This is a genomic window from Amycolatopsis sp. NPDC102522 (assembly GCF_055584485.1).
On sequence record NZ_JBVJLY010000005.1, the window covers coordinates 279,172 to 296,278 of the forward strand.

Annotated in this window: 4 protein-coding genes; 3 read left to right on the forward strand and 1 reads right to left on the reverse strand. The window is 70.5% G+C overall.

All coding sequences use genetic code 11. The features are described 5' to 3' along the window. The first annotated feature begins 4 nt into the window (after nt 1-4). Nucleotides 5-9,814 carry an SDR family NAD(P)-dependent oxidoreductase gene (locus ACZ6YV_RS16510; protein ID WP_465510376.1) on the forward strand — a complete coding sequence of 3,270 codons (9,810 nt, stop codon included), beginning with the start codon at nt 5-7 and terminating at the stop codon, nt 9,812-9,814. A 212-nt stretch (nt 9,815-10,026) separates the two neighbouring features. Here ACZ6YV_RS16510 and ACZ6YV_RS16515 read toward each other — a convergent pair whose 3' ends face one another. Continuing rightward, nucleotides 10,027-10,560, reverse strand: a complete 534-nt coding sequence (locus tag ACZ6YV_RS16515; protein WP_465510377.1) for a transposase family protein — start codon at nt 10,558-10,560, stop codon at nt 10,027-10,029. A 428-nt stretch (nt 10,561-10,988) separates the two neighbouring features. Between ACZ6YV_RS16515 and ACZ6YV_RS16520 the strand changes: the two genes are divergently transcribed. Together ACZ6YV_RS16520 and ACZ6YV_RS16525 are read left to right on the forward strand one after the other, a co-directional pair. Continuing rightward, nucleotides 10,989-12,236: an HNH endonuclease signature motif containing protein gene (locus ACZ6YV_RS16520; RefSeq protein ID WP_465510378.1), complete on the forward strand. Its 1,248-nt coding sequence runs from the start codon at nt 10,989-10,991 to the stop codon at nt 12,234-12,236. Between the two features lie 535 nt (nt 12,237-12,771). Further along, the gene (locus ACZ6YV_RS16525; protein WP_465510417.1) at nt 12,772-17,073 is read left to right on the forward strand and encodes a type I polyketide synthase; all 4,302 of its coding nucleotides are present in this window, start codon (nt 12,772-12,774) and stop codon (nt 17,071-17,073) included. The last annotated feature ends 34 nt before the right edge of the window (nt 17,074-17,107 follow it).

Here is a 17,107-nt window from a genome sequence, read left to right on the forward strand (position 1 = left end):
TGTGATGGCGGACCAAGAGAAGCTCCTCGACCTGCTGAAGCGTGTGACCGGTGACCTGCACCGGACGCGGGAACGGCTGCGTGACGCCGAGGACGGACGGCACGAGCCGGTCGCGATCGTCGGCATGGCCTGCCGGTTCCCCGGCGGGGCCGACACGCCCGCCGCGCTGTGGGACCTGGTCGAATCGGGCCGCGAGGGGATCGGCGAGTTCCCGGCCGACCGCGGCTGGGACACCTCCGGCCTGTTCGACGACGACCCCGACCACCGCGGCACCACCTACGTGCGCACCGGCGGTTTCCTGCCCGGCGCGGCCGGATTCGACGCCGAGTTCTTCGGGATCTCGCCGCGCGAGGCGCTGGCGATGGAACCGCAGCAGCGGCTGCTGCTGGAGGTCGGCTGGGAGGCCGTCGAACGCTCCGGTCTCGACCCGGCCGCGTTGCGAGGCAGCCCCACCGGGGTCTACGTCGGCGTTTCCGCGCAGGAATACGGGCCGCGCCTGCACAACCCGGGTGACACGGTGGACGGCTACCTGCTCACCGGCACCACGTGCAGTGTCCACTCCGGACGGATCGCGTATCAGCTCGGCCTTGAGGGCCCGGCGGTCTCGATCGACACGGCCTGCTCGTCTTCCCTGGTCGCCGTGCACGCCGCGGTGCGTGGCCTGCGCGCGGGGGAGTGCACCCTCGCCCTCGCCGGCGGCGTCAACCTGATGGCGTCGCCAGGGATCTTTGTCGACTTCGCGCGCCAGCGTGGCCTGGCGCCGGACGGGCGCTGCAAATCGTTCTCCGACGACGCCGACGGCACCGCCTGGGCGGAGGGCGTCGGGATGCTCGTCCTGGAGAAGCTGTCCGACGCCCGGCGCAACGGACACCGGATCCTCGCCGTGGTGCGGGGTTCCGCGGTGAACTCCGACGGCGCGTCCAATGGTCTCACCGCGCCGAACGGTCCTTCGCAGCAGCGCGTGATCCGCGCCGCGCTCGCCGACGCGCGACTGTCCACTTCGGACATCGACGTCATCGAGGCGCACGGCACCGGAACCAGGCTGGGCGATCCGATCGAGGCCGAAGCGCTGATGGCCACCTACGGCCGCGATCGTGAGCACCCGCTGTTCCTCGGCTCGGTGAAGTCCAATTTCGGGCACGCGCAGGCCGCGGCCGGGGTCGCCGGGATCATCAAGATGGTCGAGGCGATGCGCCACGGCGTCCTGCCGCCCACCCTGAACGTCGGAACGCCCAGCCGCGAGGTCGACTGGGCGGACGGACCGGTCTCTTTGCTGACCGAACGCACCCCGTGGCCCGAGACCGGCCGCCCTCGCTCGGCGGCGGTGTCGTCGTTCGGGATCAGCGGGACCAACGCGCATGTCGTGCTGGAACAGGCCCCTCCGGCGGAAACCGTCGCTGTCCAGGGCGCGCCCGCCATCGTGCCGCTGCTGCTGTCCGCGGCCACGGAACCCGCGCTGGCCGCTCAGGCGTCCCGGCTGCTGTCGGTCGCCGGAACCGTGGAGCCGATCGACGTCGCCCATACGCTGACCACCCGGGCGGCGCTGCCGTATCGAGCCGTTGTCACGGGTACGGACTGGGAGACCCTCTCGGCGGGTCTGTCCGACGTCACCGCCACCCGGGTCACCGTAGGCGGGCTCGCGTACTTGTTCACCGGTCAGGGTTCGCAGCGTCTCGGGATGGGAACCGAGCTGTACGAGGCGTTCCCGGTGTTCGCGGCGGCGTACGACGAAGTGCGTGCGCTGCTGCCGGAGCTCGGAGACCTCGGCCGGACGGAGTTCGCACAGCCCGCGATCTTCGCTTTGCAGGTGGCGTTGTTCCGGTTGGTGGAGTCGTGGGGCGTGCGGCCCGATTACCTGGCGGGGCATTCGATCGGTGAGATCGCGGCGGCTCACGTGGCCGGGGTGTTCTCGTTGGAGGACGCCGCGAAGCTCGTTGTGGCGCGTGGCCGGTTGATGCAGGCGTTGCCCGAGGGCGGCGTCATGGTCGCGGTGCAGGCGTCCGAGGATGAACTCGGGGAGCTACCCGAAGGTGTTTCGCTGGCCGCGGTGAACGGCCCGTCGTCGGTGGTGTTGTCCGGCGTCGAAGGGCCGGTGCTCGCGCTCGCGGCCCGGTTCAGTGACCGGAAGACCAAGCGCCTGGACGTTTCGCACGCGTTCCATTCGGTGTTGATGGAGCCGATGCTGGACGAGTTCGCCGCGGTTGTCCAAGAACTGACGTTCTCGCCGCCGCGTATCGCGATGATGTCGCCCGTGACCGACCCGGCCTACTGGGTCGCCCATGTCCGCGAGACCGTGCGGTTCTCCGACGCGGTCGAGCGCTTGACGGCCGCCGGGGTCACGAAGTTCTTCGAGCTCGGGCCGGATGCCGTGCTCAGCGCGCTCGTCGACGGCGGGATTCCCGCGCTGCGCCGTGGCCACGACGAACCGCGGCAGCTGGTCACCGCGCTCGGCGCGCTGCACGCGCGCGGTGTCGCCGTCGACTGGCCCGCCTACCTCGGTGGCAGCGGGCGATTCACCGAGCTGCCGACCTATGCCTTCCAGCACGAATACTTCTGGCTCGGCCAGGAAAGCGACGCGGATGTCACCGCCGCCGGGCTCGCCGCCGCCGACCATCCGCTGCTCGGCGCCGCGGTGTCCATCGCCGCCGACGACGGTGTCCTGCTCACCGGACGGCTTTCTCTCGACAGGCACCCGTGGCTGGCCGACCACGTCGTCGCGGGCCGCGTGCTCGTCCCCGGCACCGCGTTCGCCGAACTCGCCGTCCGCGCGGGCGACGAAGCCGGCTGCACGGGAGTCGAAGAGCTGATCCTGCAGGAACCGCTCGTCCTCGAATCTGGTACCGCGCCCGAAGTCCAGGTCGTCGCGGGCGCCGCCGACGAACACGGCCGACGACCGGTGTCGATCCATTCGCGGCTGCCGGAACGTCCGTGGACCACCCACGCCACCGGCTTCCTCGGCAACCCGGCGGTGTCCACTATGGACATGCCTTGGCCGCCGGAGAACGCCGAAGTCTTGGGCCTCGAAGACGCCTACGACCGGCTCGCCGCCGCCGGGCTCGCCTACGGGCCGATGTTCCAGGGCTTGCGCAAGGTCTGGCGCCGCGGCACCGAGATCTTCGCCGAGGTCGCCCTGCCGGATCCCGGGCAGGCGGCGAAATTCGGCCTGCATCCGGCCTTGCTGGACGCCGCGCTCCAGGCCACCGCCGTCCCCGGCGAAGCCCAGGGCTCGGTTCCCTTCGCCTGGCGTGACGTCGTTCTGCACGCACGGGGCGCGACCGAACTGCGCGTGCACGCCCGGCCGGGCACTGACGGTTCGATCGCCTTCGACCTGGCTGACGGGACGGGCGCGCCGGTCGCCACGATCGGCGGGCTCAGCGTCCGCGCCGTGACGGCCACGGCCTCGGCGCGGGACGGCCTCTATCGCGTCGAGGACGTTCCGCTCCCCGCCGGTTCGTCGGACACCAGGCCCGCCGCGGTCCTGGAAGCCGAATCGCTCGACGCCACCCTCGTCGCGCTGCAGGACTTCCTGGCCACGGACGAAGCCGACCCGCTGGTGGTGCTGACCAGGCACGAAGGCGCCGTCGAAGGCCTGGTCCGGGCCGCGCAGGCCGAGCATCCGGACCGGATCGTCCTCGTCCGGGGCGGCCACGCCGACGTCGACGCCGCGCTCGCCACCGGTGAACCCGAGGTGCACGCTTTCGAAGGATCGCTGTTCGCGCCACGCCTGGCCAGGGCCGGAACCGGTGAGTCCACACTGGACACTTCCGGCACGGTCCTGATCACCGGCGGTACCGGCGGGCTCGGCGCCCGACTCGCACGGCATCTGGTCACCGAACACGGCGTCCGGCATCTGCTGCTGGTCAGCCGTCGCGGCGAGGCCGCGCCCGGCGCCAAGGAACTCGCCGAAGAACTCGGGGCCCGGATCGAAGCCTGCGACGTCGCCGACCGCGACCAGATGCGGGAGCTTCTGAGCAGCGCCGAACCGCCGGTCACCGGCGTCGTCCACGCGGCGGGCGTCCTCGACGACGGTGTCGTCACGTCGCTCACGCCCGAGCGGCTCGACGGCGTCTTCCGGGCGAAAGCGACCGCCGCGCACGTGCTCGACGAACTCACCGGCGACCTCGACTTCTTCGTGCTGTTCTCCTCGATCGCCGGGGTGTTCGGCTCACCGGGGCAGGCGGCCTACTCGGCAGCCAACGCCGAGCTGGACGCCCTCGCGCGGCAGCGTCGCGCCGACGGGAAGCCCGCCCAGTCGCTGGCGTGGGGCTTGTGGCGGGACGGGATGGGTGCCGCGCTGAGCGACACCGACCGGGACCGGATCGGCAAGGACGGCTTCGGCGCTCTCGAACCGGAAGAAGGGCTGGCGCTGTTCGACGCCGCCGTGGCCGAGGGCGGTGCCGTCCTCGTTCCGGTGCGGCTCGACCTCGCAGCCGTCCGGAACGCCGGGGTCCCGCCCCTGCTGCGCGGTCTGGTCCGCGTCCGGACCCGTCGCGAGGCTGTCCGGCGCACCGACACCGGCCTGGCGGGACGGCTCGCAGGGCTGTCCGAGGCCGACCGCGAAGCGCTGTTGATCGACCTGGTCCGGGCTCGTGTCGCGGCCGTCCTCGGCAGGGCGGGTGCGGAGACGGTGGAGCCGTCGCGACCGTTCACCGAACTGGGTTTCGACTCGCTGACGTCGGTCGAACTGCGCAACGAACTCACCGCCGAGACCGGTCTGCGGCTGCCGGCGACCCTCGTTTTCGACCATCCGAGCCCGGCGGCGGTGGCCGCCTTCCTCGGCACCGAACTGCTCGGCGCCCCGGAACCGGCCCGTCCGGTGGTGACCCGCCGCGGCGCCGCCGAGGAGCCGATCGCGATCGTCGCGATGAGCTGCCGCTATCCCGGCGGGGTCCGGTCGCCGGAGGACCTGTGGGACCTCGTCGACGCGGGTACCGACGCGATCTCGCCGTTCCCCAGTGGACGTGGCTGGGACCTCGACGGTATCTACGACCCCGAGCCCGGGTTGCCCGGCAAGACCTACACCCGGCACGGCGGATTCCTGCACGACGCGGGCGAATTCGACCCCGAGTTCTTCGGGATCTCGCCTCGTGAAGCGCTCGCGATGGACCCGCAGCAGCGGCTCCTGCTCGAAATCAGCTGGGAAGCCCTCGAACGTGCCCGGCTCGACCCGACGTCGCTGAAGGGCAGCGCCACCGGCGTGTTCGCCGGGATCATGTACTACGACTACGCCGCGAAACTGGCCAGCGTCCCCGACAGCGTCGCTGGCTTCCTGGGCACCGGCACATCCGCCAGCGTGCTGTCCGGGCGGATCGCGTACACGCTCGGACTGGAAGGCCCGGCGGTGTCGGTCGACACGGCGTGTTCGTCTTCGCTGGTCGCCCTGCATCTGGCCGCCCGGTCGCTGCGGGCGGGGGAGTGCGACATGGCGCTCGCCGGCGGGGTCACCGTGATGGCGACGCCGGAGACGTTCCTCGACTTTTCCCGCCAGCGCGGGCTTTCCCCGGACGGGCGCTGCAAGTCGTTCTCCGCCGACGCCGACGGCACCGGCTGGTCGGAAGGCGCCGGGGTGCTCGTGCTGGAACGGCTTTCGGACGCCCGGCGCAACGGGCACCCGGTGCTGGCCGTGGTCCGCGGCTCAGCGGTCAACTCCGACGGCGCGTCCAACGGTCTCACCGCGCCGAACGGGCCCTCACAGCAGCGCGTGATCCACGCGGCGCTCGCCGACGCCGGTCTGTCCACTTCAGACATCGACGCGGTCGAGGCGCACGGCACGGGCACGCGGCTGGGTGACCCGATCGAGGCGCAGGCGCTCATCGCGACCTATGGCGCCGAGCGGGACGAACCGTTGTGGTTCGGCTCGGTCAAGTCGAATCTCGGCCACACGCAGGCCGCGGCGGGGGTCGCCGGGATCATCAAGATGGTCGAGGCGATGCGGCGGGGCACCCTGCCCCGGACCCTGCACGCGGCGGAACCGTCGGCCGAGGTCGAATGGGAGGCAGGCGCGATCGAACTGCTCACCGAGCCGCGCGAGTGGCCCGGTTCCGGCAGGCCGCGCCGCGCCGCGGTGTCGTCGTTCGGGATCAGCGGGACCAACGCGCACGTCGTCCTGGAACAGGTCCCGGCCGAAGTACCCGCCGAGCCTGTCGCTCACGGCGTGGTGCCTTGGGTGCTGTCGGCGAAGACCGATCAGGCACTGGCCGACCGCGCCCGCGCCCTGCTGTCCCTTGTGGACACGTCGGATGCACGTGCTGTCGCGTACTCCCTGGCTACGACGCGGACCGCGCACGAGCGCCGGGCCGCTGTCGTCGGCGCGGACGCGGACACGCTTCGGGCCGGGCTCGAAGCCATCGCCGACGGCGGCGGGATCATTGGCAAGACACAGCCGGGCAAGCTGGCCTTCTTGTTCACCGGTCAGGGTTCGCAGCGTCTCGGGATGGGCACTGAGCTTTACCAGGCGTTCCCGGCGTTCGCGGCGGCCTACGACGAGGTGTCCGCGCTGCTGCCGGAGTTCGGGGATCTGTCGCGGACGGAGTTCGCGCAGCCCGCGATCTTCGCGTTGGAAGTGGCGTTGTTCCGACTGGTGGAGTCGTGGGGTGTGCGGCCGGACTTCTTGGCCGGGCATTCGATCGGTGAGATCGCGGCTGCTCATGTGGCCGGTGTGTTGTCGCTGGAGGACGCGGCGAAGCTGGTCGTGGCGCGCGGCCGGTTGATGCAGGCGTTGCCCGAGGGTGGCGTGATGGTCGCTGTGCAGGCGTCCGAGGACGAACTGGGCGAGTTGCCGGACGGTGTCTCGCTGGCCGCGGTCAACGGACCGACTTCGCTGGTGTTGTCCGGCGCCGAAGAGCCGACGCTCGCCGTCGTGGACCGGTTCAGTGGTCGCAAGACCAAACGCCTGGATGTTTCGCACGCGTTCCATTCGGTGCTGATGGAACCGATGCTGGACGACTTCGCCGCGGTGGTGAGGGAGCTGACGTTCTCGGAACCGCGCATCCCGATGGTGTCGGCCGTGACCGATCCGGCGTACTGGGTCGCGCACGTCCGGGAGACCGTCCGGTTCGCCGAGGCTGTCGAGACGCTCCGCGCCGACGGGGTCACGAAGTTCCTCGAACTCGGCCCCGACGCGGTGCTCTCGGCGCTCACCGACGGCATTCCCTTGCTGCGTAAGGGACACGATGAAGCCGTGACGGCGATGACCGCGCTCGCCACCCTGCACGTCCAAGGTGTCCGCGTCGGCTGGGACGGCGTCCTGCCCGGTGCACGCGCTCTCGAACTGCCGACTTATCCCTTCCAGTACAAGCACTTCTGGCTTGATCCGGCTCCGGTCGCGGACCTCACGTCGGCCGGGCTGGACTCGCCGGGCCATCCGCTGCTCGCCGCCGGGCTCTCGCTCGCGGAGGGTGACGGCACCGTCCTCACCGGACGGCTTTCGCTCGCGACCCACCCTTGGCTCGCCGGGCACACCGTGCACGACACCGTCCTGCTGCCGGGCGCGGCGCTCGCCGAACTCGCCGTCCGCGCCGGTGACGAGGCCGGGCGGCCGAGGCTGGTCGAACTCACCCTGCACGCGCCCGTGGTGATCCCCGAGAACGGGCCGATCGAACTCCAGGTCGCGGTCAGCGGCGCGGCGGCGGTGACCATCCACTCGCGGATCCCCGGCGAGGACTGGGAACTCAACGCGCTCGGCCTGCTGGCCGAGGCGAACCCGCCCGTCCAGGGTTTCGCGTGGCCGGACGGCCTCGAGCCGATCGACCTCGGCTCGTTCTACGACGACCTCGCCGACCGCGGGTTCACCTACGGCCCGTTGTTCCAGGGCCTGCGGGCGGCTTGGCGGCACGGCGAGGACCGCTACGCCGAGATCTCGCTGCCGGAAGAGGCACGAGACGACGCGGCCCGCTTCGGGATCCACCCCGCGCTGTTCGACGCCGCCCTGCACGGCATGTTCCTCGGCGAGGGCGAGGAATCCGGGGCGCTGCCGTTCAGCTGGAGCGACGTCAGCCTGCACGCGACAGGCGCCACGACGGTCCGCGCGCGGCTGCGGTTCATCGGGCCCGGCGAGGTCGCCGTCGACCTGACCGATCTGGCCGGGGCGCCGGTGCTTTCGGTCGGCTCGCTGGTCGTCCGCGCGGTCACCGGCGAGCAACTGCGGGCCGGGGAAGACCGGTCGCTGTTCCGCGTCGAGCACATCGCGGCCGAACCGGTGTCCGCCACACCGACGCCGTGGACGCGGTGGGACGAGGTGACCGAGCCGGTGCCGCCGGTGGTCGTCCTGCCGGTTCCCCCCGAGGGGATCCACGCGGTCCTCAGTGCCCTGCAACGCTTCCTGACCGAATCGCGGTTCTCGGGCTCGCGGCTGGTCGTGGTCACCGGAGGCGGCCTCGACGACGCGGCCGCCGCCGGGCTCGTGCGGTCCGCGCAGGCGGAGAACCCCGGCCGGTTCGTCATCCTCGACGGCGAAGTGTCCGATGTGGACATCGCGCTGGCCACCGGGGAACCCCGCGTCCGGGTCCGGGACGGCCGGGCCGAAGTGCCGCGGCTGGTCCGGGCCGAACCGGGCCCGAAGCCGGACTGGGAGTCCGCGGGCACGGTGCTGATCACCGGCGGGACCGGTGGCGTGGGGGCTCAACTGGCCGAACGGCTCGTCACCGAACACGGTGTCGAACGCCTGGTCCTCACCAGCCGTCGCGGCCTCGCCGCCCCCGGCGCGGAAGAACTGGTCGCTCGCCTGGGCGAACTGGGCACCGAAGTGCGCGTCGAAGCGTGCGACATCGCCGACCGCGACGCCGTGGCCACCCTTCTCGACGGCATCCCCGGTCTGTCGGGTGTCGTGCACGCGGCAGGCGTCCTCGACGACGGTGTGGTCACCGCGCTGACGCCGGAACGCCTGGACCGGGTCCTCGGCCCGAAGGCCGACGGTGCCCGCCACCTGCACGAACTGACCCTCGACCGGCCGCTGACGGAATTCGTGCTGGTCTCGTCGGTGTCCGGCGTGCTCGGCGGGCCGGGGCAGGGCAACTACGCGGCGGCCAACGCCTACCTCGACGCGCTGGCCGAGCGACGGCACGCCGACGGCCTGCCCGCGCGGTCGCTCGCCTACGGGATGTGGGACGCCGAGGGGATGGGCGGCGTTCTCGACCAGGCGCTGATCGACAGGATGCGGCGCGACGGCTTCGGCGCCCTGAGCCCGGAGGAGGGTGCGGTGCTGTTCGACCTCGCGCCCGGTCCGGTGGCGGTGCCCGTCAAACTCGACCTGGCCGGGCTGCGGGACCAGGCCCGGGCGGGGGTGCTGCCCGCGCTGCTCACCGGGCTCGTCCGGCTGCCCGTGCGGCGGACGGCCTCCCCGGTCACTTCCGCTGATGCTGTCGCGCTCACGCCGGACGGGCTGGAAGACCTGGTCCTGACCCACACCGCGCAGGTGCTCGGGTTCGCCACGGTGGGCGAGGTGGACCCGGAGCACGCTTTCACCGACCTCGGATTCGACTCCCTGACGTCGGTCGACCTGCGCAACCGGCTCGCGGCGGCGGCGGGGCAGCAGCTGGGGGCGACGGTGGTGTTCGACCACCCGACCCCGTCGGCGCTCGCGGCGCATCTTGGGACGCTGCTGTTCCCTGAGGTGGTGGTGCCGGACGAGGCGCGGCTGCGGCGGGCTTTGGCCGGCGCTTCGCTCGACCGGTTCCGGGAATTGGGGGTGCTGGAGGCCCTGGTGAAGCTGGCGGAGGAGGCGCCTTCGTCCGCGCCCGTCTCGAAGGACGCCATCGACGATCTGGACGTGGGGGACCTGATCAGCCGGGCGATGTCGAGTTCGGACCAGGGCTGAAGGGACTTTCCCCGCATCGGACGCAGTGAAGGGCGCTTTCCCCGCATGGGATGCGGGGAAAGCGTCTTTCAGCCTTCACTGGACTGGTGCGAGACGTCGGGTCTCGTGAGGGGTAAAGCAAAAGTGTCGTGCCGTTGGGCATTGGGTGTGACGCGAAGGGAGCCTTAACTGCGCTGGCTGCGGCGAAAGTCCCCTGCATCCAGCCTGATACGTCATCTATGCCTTCCCTCTGCGAGAATCACACTCATTGAGCCTTTTTCATCGGTGGTTTTCGAGGGTGAGGATGGCGTGGGCGAGGGTGGTGACGTGGCCGCGCCGGGTAGTCCTTCGGAGATCCACAGCAGCCGGCCGTAGAGGTCGGTGAGGGCTTGCAGGTTGATGCCGTGATGGCGATGTTTGCCGGAGTAGCAGGGCCGGTTCGCGGCGATGCGGTCGGTCCGGATCACGGTGCCGTCGAGGATGGCGTAGTTGGTGTGACTCCATGCCGGCTGCCATAACACGCTGGTCAGAGTAGGTGCCTGCGCGGCGAGCAAGGTGGTCGTCTCGCGGACGTCGCGGAACACCGTGGCGATGCTGATGCCGAACCCGGCCGCGAGCCGGGCATAGGTGTCGCCGTTACGCGGATACGCCGGCACCAGAAACCCCTGCCATCCCGGCGACAACCGCCGCCACGGCGACCCGATCCGGCGCCGGTGACCACGGATCACCCCGGCGACATACCGCAACATGTTGCTGGACAACGACATACTCGACGGGTAGGAAAGCACGGCTCCTGGTACCGGTGTGGACACTTTCGATGGCCGGATATCCGCTTGATGGTGAAATGGGCGATTCTGTCAAGGGGGTCGTGAGTGGTAAGGGTCGTTCTAACGCTCTTTGCCACTCACGACCCCCTCGCACGACCACGCAAAGCGCCCACGTCGGGCACCGTGATCCGACCTGGCGTCCCTTGTGGACAGTCGCGCCTCGGGTTCGCCGCCGGCTTGATCGATCAGACCCGGCAGACGCGGAAGATCACACTCAAGATCAACTTAAGCTACGTGGCCTTGATCTACCAGGAGCTTCGCCACATCCACCGCATCAACACGGATGAAAAGGCTCATTGAATGTGAAGTACCTTTCGAGAAATTGATTCATATCCGCACATGTGTTCGATTATTGGTATTCTTGTGGGGTGTCCAGCCAGCGAATCCTCGAGCCGCCGCACGAGTTGTGGCGTGCCGGTGCGCGCGAGCTCGCGCACGGCGTGGTCGAGCGATTGTCGGTGGCACGCCAGGCATTAGCGGAAGTCGGGCAGTTTCTGGTCGAGATCGAATCCCGAGGCCCGATGGAGCTGTTCGGGCACGGCTCCACCGCGGGCTGGTTCGCCGAAACCGCGCGGATCACGCCCAAAGAGGCACGCGACACCGTGGCGCGGGCGGTGGCGTTGAACGAAAGCCGGAATCTGGATGGCACCCCCGCGCCCGCCTTCGCCCCGCTCGCCGGGGCCGCTGCGGCCGAGGGTGACCTCGGTGAGCAGCAGCTGGACCCGATCCTCGCGATGCTGAAGAAGATCCCCGCCGACGCCTCGGCAGAAGAGCGGTCCGGGGCCGAGCGGATCCTGGTGAACCTGGCCCGCCGCGCCGGCCCTCAGGAAATCCTCAATGTCGGCGCGGAACTGCTGGCCCACCTCGATCCCGACGGTAACGAGCCGACAGACGAGGACCTGACGCCACCGTCGCGCGAGGTGTATCTGCGGAAACGTGATGATGGCTGGTGGCGGTTGAACGGACTCCTCGACCCCGAATTCGGGGCTCGTGCGAACGCGCTGTTCGAGACGTGGGGGCAGCGAAGACCCGTCGACGAGGACGGCAACCGCGACCCCCGCACCCCCGGTGAACGCAATGGGGACGCGTTGTCCGACGCGATCCATTACGCGATGACCAACGACAAGGCACCGACCCTGTCCGGGGACCGCACCACCATCGTGGTGACCATCCCGCTGGACACCTTGACGTCAGGGCTGGGGATGGCGTGTGTGGACGGGGTTGCTCAGATCACCGCACGCCACGCCCGCATGCTCGCCTGCGACGCCAAAATCATCCCCGCCGTCCTCGGCACCGAGAGCGAACCCCTCGACATCGGCCGCGCCGCCCGCACCGTCACCCCCACACAACGCCGCGCCCTGAACCTCCGGGACCGAGGCTGCGCCTTCCCGGGCTGTCATCGGAAACCCAAACAGTGCGAAGCGCACCACATTCTTCCGTGGGGCCACCTCGGCGACACGGACTTGAATAATCTCTGCCTGCTGTGCCGGTACCATCACCTGGTCATCCACGGACAATCCGGCTGGACAGTCCACATCGCTGACGACGGCAGACCCGAGTTCATTCCGCCGCAATACCTGGACCCGCTACAGACGCCCCGCCGCAACCATTGCTGACCCCGACGAGCCCGCCACCACCACCGGCGACGGGCCCTTCGGCATGCCCACACCCAGACGAACCTCCAGCCACACCCCGAGATCGACGGCCCGAGTACACCAGGCCTCGTTGTCTTCTCGAAGGCTCTCCTTGGCCGCATCGTCATCTGCGATATCGCGGTAGACCACCCGGGTCGGGGCGGGAACCTTCGCACTGTTCGGCGACTTCGCCAAACACGTGAACAACCAATCGAAGAGCCAGGTTATCGAGGGGTAAGCCAAATGCGGCGGGTCAGCGGCTCTGTGCGATGCCGGGCTTGTGGCGCCGACTGTGGATTTTGGTGCGTTGGACGCGCAGAAATCCACACGCTTACCGCTCACGCCCCCGGACCGAACGCCGTCGCGGTCACGGGTGGGCCCGCGGTTACCGGGGAATGGGGCCGTCGTGGCGAACAGCGCCCGGGGCAAGCGGCGCCCGCGCACAGGATGAGGCCATGCCCGAGCTGCGTCCGTCTCGTCCGGTCCGGAGAATCTGATGGCGACACCCGAAGAGCTGGTGACCGCGCTGCGGGAGTCGGTCAAGGAGAACAGCAGGCTGGCCGCGCGCAACCGCGAGCTCGCCGAAGCGGCGAGAGAGCCGGTCGCGATCATCGGCATGGGATGCCGCTACCCGGGCGGCGTCGACTCGCCCGAGGCGTTGTGGGATCTGGTGGCCGCCGGCCGCGACGCGGTCTCGGAGTTCCCCGAAGACCGCGGCTGGAACCTCGCCGAGCTGTTCCATCCCGACCCCGACCATCCCGGCACGTCGTACGCGCGTGAAGGGGGATTCCTCCACGAGGCCGCCGAATTCGATCCCGAGTTCTTCGGTATCTCCCCGCGTGAGGCGCTCGCGATGGACCCGCAGCAGCGACTGCTCCTGCAGATAAGCTGGGAAGCGATCGAGCGCGCCGGACTCGACGCCTCGGCGTTGAAGGGCAGCGCGACCGGCGTGTTCGCCGGGATCATGTACCACGACTACGGATCCGGCGTCACCGAGTTGCCCGAAGGCGTCGAGGGCTTCCTCGGCACCGGAACGGCGGGCAGCGTCCTTTCCGGCCGCGTCGCTTACACCTTCGGTTTCGAGGGCCCGGCCGTGTCGGTCGACACCGCCTGTTCGTCGTCGCTGGTGGCTGTGCACTTGGCCGCGCAGGCGTTGCGGACGGGGGAGTGCTCGCTCGCGCTGGCCGGCGGCGCGACCGTGATGGCCGTCCCGGACACCTTCGTCGAATTCTCCCGTCAGCGCGGGCTCGCCCCGGACGGGCGCTGCAAATCCTTCGGCGCGGGCGCCGACGGCACCGGCTGGGGCGAGGGCGCCGGCGTCCTGGTGCTGGAGAAGCTGTCCGACGCCGTCCGAAACGGCCACCGCGTGCTCGCCGTCGTCCAGGGTTCCGCGGTCAACTCCGACGGCGCGTCCAACGGCCTCACCGCGCCGAACGGGCCGTCGCAGCAACGCGTGATCCGCGCTGCCCTGACCGGCGCCGGACTGTCCACTTCGGACATCGACGTCGTCGAGGCGCACGGAACGGGCACGAAACTCGGTGACCCGATCGAGGCCGACACCCTGCTGGCCACGTACGGCCGCGAGCGGGAAAGCCCGTTGTGGCTCGGTTCGGTCAAGTCCAACATCGGGCACACGCAGGCCGCGGCCGGGGTCGCCGGGATCATCAAGATGGTCGAGGCGCTGCGCCGCGGCGAGCTGCCGCGCACGCTGCACGCCGAGGAACCGTCCCCGCACGTCGCCTGGGAGTCCGGCGCGGTCGAACTCCTCACCGAGCACCGGCCCTGGCCCGAGACCGGCCGCCCGCGCGCGGCCGCGGTGTCGTCGTTCGGGATCAGCGGCACCAACTCGCACGTCATCCTCCGGCAAGCTCCGGAAGAGGTCCCCGCCGAGCACCACACCCGAGCCCGAGTCCCGTGGGTGCTCTCGGCTCGCAGCGAAGCCGCCCTGCCCGAGCTGGCGGACCGGCTGCTCCAAACCAGCGGCGACCCCGCCGACATCGCCTGGTCGCTCGCCACCGGACGGGCGCCGCTGCCGTACCGCGCGGTCGTCACTGGCGCGGACGAAGAAGAACTCCTCACCGGACTCGGCGCGCTGGCCCGCGGTGAGGCCGCGCCCGGTGTCGTCACCGGCCGCGCGGGCAGCGGCAAAATCGCCTTCCTCTGCACCGGACAAGGCGCGCAGCGGCTCGCGATGGGCACCACGCTTTCCTCGGCGTTCCCTGTTTTCGGCGAGACCTTCGCCCAAGTCACGGAACGGCTCGACGCGCACACCGGCTTCAAGCTCGCCGAAGTCCTTTCCTGCGAAGACCAGGCGAGGATCGACCGGACCGACGTGGCCCAGCCCGCGCTGTTCGCGTTCGAGATCGCGATGGCCGAGTTGGTGCGGTCCTGGGGCATCGAGCCGGACTTCCTGCTCGGGCACTCCATCGGCGAACTCGCCGCGGCGTACCTCGCCGGGGTGTGGTCGCTCGACGATGCCGCCCGCCTGGTCGCGGCCCGCGGCCGGTTGATGCAAGCGCAGCCCTCGGGTGGCGTGATGGTCGCGTTGCAGGCCACCGAAGCGGAACTGGATCTGCCCGACGGTGTGAGCATCGCCGCGATCAACGGTCCTTCGTCCGTCGTGCTCTCCGGCGAGGAAACCGCGGTCACAGCGGTGATCGACACCTTCCCCGGCCGCCGCACCAAACGACTTTCGGTCAGCCACGCCTTCCACTCCGCGATGATGGACGGGATGCTCGACGACTTCCGTGAAGTCGCCGAGAGCGTGACGTACACCGAGCCGCGGATCCCGATCATCGCCGGTGACGTGCGCGACCCGGAGTATTGGGTGCGGCAGGTGCGCGAGCCCGTCCGGTTCGCCGACGGCGTCGTGGCGCTGCACGCGCGCGGAGTCCGGCGCTTCGTCGAGATCGGGCCGGACGCCTCCCTGACCGCCCTTGGCGCGGACTGTGTCGCCGACGGGACTTTCATCGCCACGCAACGGAAAGACCGTGACGAGGCGGTCGCCGCCGATCTCGCGCGAGCGAGGCTCTTCACCGCCGGTGTCCGGCTCGACTGGGCCGGGATGCTCGACGGGGGTTCCCATGTCGACTTACCGACGTATCCCTTCCGGCGCGACCGCTTCTGGCTCGCCGCCGATCGGAGCACGCCCCCGGCCCGGCGTTACGAAATCGTCTGGCGCTCGATCGAGCCAGCACCGACATCTGAGGTCTGGACCGTCTACGCCCCCGAAAACCACGCGTGGGCCGAAGCCGCCGCGAAGGCACTCGACGCGCCCCTGGTGACGGAACTCCCGGAAACCGGGCCGGTCCTGGCCTTCCCGGCGGACGGCGCCGCGCTCGCCGCCGTCCTGCGGGACACTCCGGCGAAGATCTGGTGCGCCACCGGCGATCCCGGCGTCGCCGCGGTCGCGCGGGTCGCGGCGATCGAACAGCCCCGCCGCTGGGGCGGCTGCGTGCTCCTGCCCGAGCACCCGGACGCCGCCCGCCTCAAGGACGTGCTCGGCGGTCCGGAGGACGAGGTCACGATCCGCGAGGACGGGATCTTCGCCCGCCGGTTCGTCCCCGCGGCCCCCGCGCCCACCACGGCGTGGACCACCTCCGGTACCGCGTTGATCACCGGCGGCACCGGCGCGCTGGGCGCACTCGTGGCCGAACGGCTGATCCGAGCCGGAACGGAACACCTTGTGCTCCTTTCCCGGCGCGGCGAGGACGCGCCGGGCGCGGCGGAACTCCGCCAAAAACTGGAAGACCTCGGCGCCCGCGTCAGCATCCACGCCTGTGACGCCGCGGACCGTGAAGCACTGTCCATAGTGGTCGCCGGCCTCGACGATCTCAAAGTGGTCGTTCACACGGCCGGCGTCCTCGACGACGCGCTGCTCGACGACGCCACCCCGGAGCGCTTCGAAGCCGTCGCCCGGCCGAAGGTGACCGCCGCGCGGCATCTGCGGGAGCTCACGAAAGACCTGGACGCGCTGGTGCTGTTCTCCTCCATCGCCGGGGTGCTCGGCAACGGCGGTCAGGCCGCCTACGCCGCCGCGAACGCGGAGCTCGACGCGCTCGCGACCCAGTGGCGGTCCGAAGGGGTCAAGGCGGTGTCGATCGCTTGGGGCCCGTGGGCCGAGGGCGGGATGGCCGAGGCCGTCGACGACGCCGTCCGTCGCAAGGGTTTGCGCCCGATGACCCCGGAAGCCGCTGCGGAGGAGTTCGTCCGCGCGATCGCGGCGGACGACACGTGCGTCACCGTCGCCGACTTCGACTGGCCTTCGTTCTTCGAGGACTTCCGCGCCGCGCCGATGCTCGCCGAGCTGCCTCGGCCGGAAACCGCGGCCGAGGCAGCGCCGGTGGTGGATCTGCGGTCGCGGTTGACCGGGCTGATCGAGCCCGAACAGCGACGGTTGCTGCTGAAGGTCGCCCGCGAGACCGTGGCCCGCGTGCTCGGCCACCCGGACACGTCGGCCATCGGGCCGGATCGCGCGTTCACCGAACTCGGCTTCGACTCGCTCACCGCGGTCGAACTGCGCAACCGCCTCGACGCCGCGACCGGCCTCGCCGTGCCCGCGACGCTCGTCTTCGACCATCCGACCCCGCAGGCCCTCGCCGCCTACCTCTGGCAGGAGCTGGCCGGGACGGAAGACGACGTGGAAGGCCTGCTCGACGGCTTGGAGGCAGCCCTGAGTCGTCTCGACCCGGGCGCCGAAGACCACGTCAAAGCGGGCGCACGCCTGCGGAAACTCGCCGAGCGCCTGGACGGGCCCGGCTTCACGCCGTCTTCGGACGACGAACTCTTCGCCTTCATTGACCAGCAACTCGGCGCTTGAGCCGGGTGCACGCGACCTCGACCGATGAGTGGGG

Excerpts from the sequence above, each read along its gene's own strand:
- ACZ6YV_RS16510 (WP_465510376.1), top strand. The coding sequence starts at position 5 with ATGGCGGACCAAGAGAAGCTCCTCGACCTGCTGAAGCGTGTGACCGGT.
- ACZ6YV_RS16515 (WP_465510377.1), bottom strand. The coding sequence starts at position 10,560 with ATGTCGTTGTCCAGCAACATGTTGCGGTATGTCGCCGGGGTGATCCGT.